This window comes from Pseudoalteromonas sp. S2755 (assembly GCF_005886535.1).
Classification (GTDB): domain Bacteria; phylum Pseudomonadota; class Gammaproteobacteria; order Enterobacterales; family Alteromonadaceae; genus Pseudoalteromonas.
The window spans coordinates 1-5,222 of record NZ_PNDS01000172.1; the positions used below are offsets into that span (position 1 = coordinate 1).

Genomic DNA, 5,222 nt, shown 5'->3' on the forward strand with positions numbered 1-5,222 from the left:
AATTTCAAAGCATAAATTTGAGGTATAAAAAAACCCTTGCTAAAAAGCAAGGGTTATAAAAAGTGGTACCAGTGGGCGGACTTGAACCGCCACGCCCGAAGGCAACGGATTTTGAATCCGTCATGTCTACCAATTCCATCACACTGGCATAATTTTTCTTTCATCTTCTAAAACAAGAGAAAATAAAGAAAAACCACTTTGAGCTCAGGCTTTTTTTATTTGCCTTCGTCTCTATGCTTTGCATTATACAAAGGCGATTAAGAACGGCAAGTAATTTTTTTGCAATAAGGCGTTAACTGCTTGTTATTTGCGCACACGCTGTTAAATATTGCCCTAAAGTCAACTTTATTCCTGCTAAAACGGCGACGACAAGGTGTTGCTAATCCATTAGTTAACGTAATTCAGTAAACGTTTTATCGGTTTATGTGTAAAATACTTCGCAACCTTGTAATTATGAGAGTTGTTATGTCACATTTTGCTCCAGCGAATTTCAGCCGTCGCTTGGCTTCACTTATCTACGACAGCTTAGTGGTCATCGCGTTCGCAATGCTGACTACCGTGTTATTTTTACTAACTATCAATGCCTTAATTTCAGTTAACGTGCTTGCGCTCGGCAATCATGAAGACGTATCGGCGCTGATCCAAGCGGATCCTATCTTATATACACTTAGAGCCACGTTATTGGTGATGGTTTCAGTGCTGTTTTTTGCCTATTTTTGGACTAAGAGCGGCCAAACTATCGGCATGCGCGCGTGGCGCTTAAAAGTGCAAACCCCTGACGGAGCACTGTTAACTTGGCCAAAAGCAATCGCTCGTAGCCTATGCGCGCTACTTGGACTGGGTAATCTGATAGTGTTGTTAGACTTTAAAAAGAAAAGAGCGCTCCAAGATATGCTTTGCGGCACTGAAGTGGTAGTACTAAGCAAAGAGGAAAATAAAAAGGTGTATAACAGCTTAGACTAATCTAAGCTTCAAATAGCAGCTTATTGACTACCCATATTCATAAAAAATATAGGCCTCACTACGAGGCCCATTTTTACTTAGTTCAGAACGTTAACTTTGCTTCTTCAACAGATGGATAGCCAATCCAATAAATAACAAGCTTGGCATTAACGCGCCAACCACCGGTGGCACTTGATATACCATCACGATAGGGCCAAAAATTTCATTACTCAGATGGAAAGCTAAGCCTGTTACCACGCCCATAATAATCCGCGCGCCCATGCTCACCGTCCTCAGTGGCCCGAAGATAAATGACAAAGCCACCAGCAGCATTACCCCAATCGTGAGCGGCTGCATCACCTTACGCCACAGCGCGAGTTCATAGCTACTTGAATCTTGCTCATTTTGCTTTAGATAAGCGAGAAATGACCACAACCCTGTAAAAGACAAAGCATCGGGCTCTATCGATACAACACCTAACCTATCTTCACTTAATTCAGATTCGTACAGCATTGATTTTGAATAATGCGTTGTAATTTGCTGTTGATCAATATGCACTTCTTCCACGTCTTGCAATTGCCAGCCGTTAGATATGCTTTGCGCCGACTGAGCGCGTACGATTTTTGCCAGTGTTAGTGAGTCATCGAAATAATAAATTGCGATATCTTTAAGCTTACCGTTTTTTTCAACATTACCAATGTTAATAAAATTGCCGCCATCTTTCGCCCAAACACCACGCTGAGCGCTGTAGACTTCACCACCATAAATTGCTTCGTTTTTTAACCGTTTTGCGGTTTGCTCCGCTTTTGGTGCGCCCCACTCTCCAAGCGCCATCATCAGTAGCGCCAGTACCACTGCCGTTTTCATCACCGACATAATGATTTGAAGACGTGACCACCCCGCCGCTTGCATCACAATAAGCTCACTGCTTGAAGCAAGTGCACCAAGGCCAATCAAGCCGCCTATCAGCGCAGCCATCGGGAAAAACACAACGATATCGCTTGGCATGCTGTATATGGTATAGAGCATAGCACCGAGTAAATCATAGCTGCCACGACCAACCGAACGCAGCTGCTCAATAAATTTAATAAGCGTATTGATCCCCACAAAAACTAATAGCGCGAAACCTGTGGTTTGTAAGATGCTACGCCCTAAATACCAATCTAGCGTCTTCATCATACCACCGTCTCCCGTTTCATAAATACCGAGCGAACCCATACACCAAAAGGTCTTCCTTTCGCGATTAAATAAACACCAATAAAGAGCACACTTAAGTGGATCCACCAGAGACCAACTGAGGCTGGCACTTTTTCCTCGGCTAGTAAGAACTTGCCTGCATTAAGTAAAATAAAATAGCCCAAATACAGGGTAATTGCTGGCACGAGCTTGGCAAACTTGCCTTGTCTTGGGTTAACCACACTCAAAGGAACCGCCAATAAAGTGAGTAGTAAAATGGAGATAGGCACCGATAATCGCAACTGAAATTGCGCTTTTGCCTCAGGCGTATCCATTTCGAGTAACTGCAAGCTTGGAATCGCCTCTAATTTACGGCGCTGATGTTCAATTTCTTGCTCTTTAATTTGTACTTGATAAGTACCGAACTCTGTACGGTTAAGTGCTTGGCTAAAGCCATCGGTCTCGTAACGCTTACCTTCATGAAGGAGTAATTGCTGCTCACCACTATCAAGCTCAATCACTTCACCTTTTTGCGCATACACTAAACGAGCAGCTTGATTTGAATCTTTCTCGGGCAATTGCGCGACAAACACTTTGTCTAATTCGCGGCCTTGTTCACTAATGCCGTGAACAAATACCACTGCTTTTTCATTACCTGTTTGCTGAAATCTACCGGCTCTGAGAGTAGATAGCCCCGATTCCGCATCGGCTTGCTCTCTTAGTTGGTACTCTTTTTCGCTCGCCCAAGGTGCAATATACATACTCACACAAGCAGCCAGTAATGCAAAAAATACACTGGAGACTAAAGTCACCCTAACCACATACCATTCACTGACACCGCAAGCGCGTAAGACCGTCATTTCACTGTCGGCGTAGATGCGACTGTAGGCCAAGATAATCCCCAGAAAGAGACTAAGCGGTAAAATATAACTGGCTAACTGAGGCAGTTTTAACGCAAGCATAGCAAGTACTAACTTACCTGGTATACTCCCTTCAGACGCTGAGCTCAGAATGAGTACAAACTTTTGTGACAAAAATATTGTCATTAAGGTGAGAAAAACCGCAACCTGAGATTTTAGTACTTCACCCGTTAAATAGCGGAAAATAAGCAATGTTCGTCCCTATAAAACGTCTTGTTTCACTGGAATAGTGGGAAAAATTGAGTAAACTGATTATTTTAGTCACTTTATTATATGCCAATGCGCCGGAATATCCTACCTAAGGTTAAAGCATATTCATGACTTTAATGTAGGAAAGTGTGCTGGCATAAAAAGTTCAAAATGACATGACAAAGACTCAGGAGTCGCAATGGAATTCAGCGTTAAAAGTGGTAGTCCAGAGAAACAGCGTAGCGCATGTATTGTTGTAGGTGTATACGAGCCACGCCGTCTCTCACCAATTGGTGAACAGCTGGATAAAATAAGCGAAGGCTATATCTCAAATTTACTTAGACGTGGTGATCTTGAAGGCAAACCAGGACAAGTTCTACTTCTTCACCATGTACCAAATGTATTAAGCGAACGCGTTTTGTTAGTGGGTTGTGGTAAGGAAAGAGAGCTCGACGATAAACAATACAAACAAATTATCTCCAAGACCATCAATACGTTAAATGAAACTGGCTCAATGGAAGCAGTATGTTTCCTGACTGAGCAACATGTTAAAGGTCGTGATACTTACTGGAAAGTTCGCCAAGCGGTCGAGACCACACAAGATTGCCTATATACTTTTAATCAACTAAAAAGCAAAAAGAGCGAGGCTAGACGCCCGCTACGTAAAATCGTCTTTAACGTACCAACGCGTCGTGAATTAACAATAGGTGAAAGCGCGATTGAACACGGTCTTGCTATCGCAGCAGGCAGTAAACTGTGTAAAGACGTTGCGAATATGCCACCAAATATCTGCAACCCTCGTTATCTGGGCGAGCAAGCACAACAGCTGGCTGAAGACTTTGATAACGTTACGGTTAATCTTGTTGGTGAACAAGAAATGGAAGAGTTAGGTATGCACTCATACCTAGCGGTTGGCCGTGGTAGTCGCAACGAGTCAGTGATGTCGGTTATCCACTATAACGGTGGTGATGAAGGCCAAGCACCAATCGTATTCGTAGGTAAAGGCTTAACATTTGACTCGGGTGGTATTTCTATCAAACCTGGCGAAGCGATGGATGAAATGAAATACGACATGGGCGGAGCCGCGGGTGTACTTGGCTTAATGCGAGCCATCGTACAAATGCAACTACCACTTAATGTGATTGGTGTTTTAGCTGGATGCGAAAATATGCCTGGAGGCGATGCTTACCGTCCGGGCGATATTTTAACCACTATGTCAGGTCAAACCGTTGAAGTACTCAATACGGATGCAGAAGGACGCTTAGTACTGTGTGATGCGCTCACTTACGTTGAAGCATTCGAGCCAGAAACCGTTATAGATGTTGCGACATTAACGGGGGCATGTATTGTTGCGCTTGGTAGTCATGCGACAGGTTTATTATCTAACCATAACCCGCTTGCCCATGATTTGCTAAAAGCGTCAGAACAAAGCGGCGACAGAGCGTGGCAACTGCCACTTTGGGATGATTATCAAGAACAACTTGAGAGCCCATTTGCTGACTTTACAAACTTAGGTGGTCGCGCAGCTGGCACAATTACAGCCGCATGTTTCTTGTCCAAGTTTACGAAAAAGTACAACTGGGCGCATTTAGACATTGCAGGTACTGCATGGCGCAGCGGTAAGAACAAAGGCGCTACAGGTCGTCCTGTTCCTATGCTGATGCAGTATTTACTTAACCGCGCCAATATCACGGACGCACAGCAAGACTAATAGTCTAGTCGCGACACTTAACAAGTATAAGTCGCGACATAAAGTCGCTGCTACATAAGGTTACTCCAAACCGTAGCAGCGGGTTTATCCCTCGACATGTAGCAGCGGGTTTATCCCGCGACATGTAGCAGCGGGTTTACCCCGCGACATAAAGTCGCTGCTACACAAGGTTCAACCAAACCGTAGCAGCGGGTTTACCCCGCAACATAAAGTCGCAGCTCACAAGGTTAATCCAAACCGTAGCAGCGGGTTTTCCCCGCGACATAAAGTCGCAGCTCACAAGG

Annotated in this window: 4 protein-coding genes and 1 tRNA gene; 2 read left to right on the top strand and 3 right to left on the bottom strand. The window is 44.1% G+C overall.

What is annotated here, in order from left to right; genetic code table 11:
• Positions 1 to 63 precede the first annotated feature (63 nt).
• Positions 64 to 148: transfer RNA gene (locus CWC03_RS21890), tRNA-Leu, on the bottom strand.
• A 317-nt stretch (positions 149 to 465) separates the two neighbouring features.
• On the opposite strand from CWC03_RS21890, the gene CWC03_RS21895 reads away from it, so the two are divergent.
• The gene (locus CWC03_RS21895) at positions 466 to 963 is read left to right on the top strand and encodes an RDD family protein (RefSeq protein ID WP_138583653.1); all 498 of its coding nucleotides are present in this window, start codon (positions 466 to 468) and stop codon (positions 961 to 963) included.
• Positions 964 to 1,053: 90 nt separating this feature from the next.
• Here the strand turns inward: CWC03_RS21895 and lptG are convergent, their stop codons facing one another.
• Positions 1,054 to 2,121: an LPS export ABC transporter permease LptG gene (gene lptG, locus CWC03_RS21900; RefSeq protein WP_171040301.1), complete on the bottom strand. Its 1,068-nt coding sequence runs from the start codon at positions 2,119 to 2,121 to the stop codon at positions 1,054 to 1,056.
• On the bottom strand, positions 2,118 to 3,230 hold the full coding sequence (gene lptF / locus CWC03_RS21905; RefSeq protein WP_138583655.1) for an LPS export ABC transporter permease LptF: 1,113 nt from the start codon (positions 3,228 to 3,230) through the stop codon (positions 2,118 to 2,120). Before lptF ends, lptG begins: the two co-directional genes overlap by 4 nt.
• Positions 3,231 to 3,426: 196 nt before the next feature.
• On the opposite strand from lptF, the gene pepA reads away from it, so the two are divergent.
• Positions 3,427 to 4,938: a leucyl aminopeptidase gene (gene pepA / locus CWC03_RS21910; protein ID WP_138583656.1), complete on the top strand. Its 1,512-nt coding sequence runs from the start codon at positions 3,427 to 3,429 to the stop codon at positions 4,936 to 4,938.
• Positions 4,939 to 5,222: the final 284 nt, after the last annotated feature.